Source organism: Neisseria sp. P0019.S002, from assembly GCF_051957155.1.
GTDB classification, from domain to species: domain Bacteria; phylum Pseudomonadota; class Gammaproteobacteria; order Burkholderiales; family Neisseriaceae; genus Neisseria; species Neisseria perflava.
On record NZ_JBQCWS010000058.1, the window covers coordinates 1 to 534 of the forward strand.

Genomic DNA, 534 nt, shown 5'->3' on the forward strand with positions numbered 1-534 from the left:
TTGGTGGGGTTGTTGGTGTGGTTGGTGTTTGGTTGGGGTGTTGTTTGGGTTTGGTTGGTGTCGTGGTTGGGTTGGTGGGTGGTGGTGTTGGTTGCGGGTAGGTTGGGGGGGTTGGGTGGGGTGTTTGTTTGGTTTGTGGTTTTTGTTTTGGTGTGTTTGTTGTTGGTTTTGTGGGTTGTTTGGTTGGGGTGTTTGGTTTTTTTTTGTTGGTTGGTGGTTTTTGTTTGGTGGTTTGTGTTGGTTGTGGGGGGTTGTTTTTTGGGGTTGGTTGTGTGGTTGTTGGGGTTGTCGGGTGTTATTGTGGGCAGGGCGGTGAGACTGTGTTGTTGCGCAGCGTTGCCGCTGGGGGGGTGTTTGGAGATGTCGTGACCGTGGGCATCGTTATGGGTGGCTCTATTGGTATTATTTTGTGTTTGTTGGTTGTTGTTGGTGGGGTTGGTGTTGGTTTTGGGGTGGTGGGTGTTGGTTGTTTGGGTTGTGTTGTGTTTTGTGTTTGTGGGGTTGTGTTGGGTGGTTGTGGTTGTTGTGTGGGGG

The 534-nt window shown here is 50.7% G+C and carries 2 protein-coding genes; both read left to right on the forward strand.

What is annotated here, in order from left to right; translation table 11 throughout:
• Window positions 1-316, forward strand: a 316-nt coding sequence (locus tag ACTHTY_RS11535) for a hypothetical protein (RefSeq protein WP_440367756.1), incomplete at its 5' end; no start/stop codon positions are given.
• Window positions 317-320: 4 nt separating this feature from the next.
• Window positions 321-534, forward strand: a 214-nt coding sequence (locus ACTHTY_RS11540) for a hypothetical protein (protein WP_440367758.1), incomplete at its 3' end; no start/stop codon positions are given.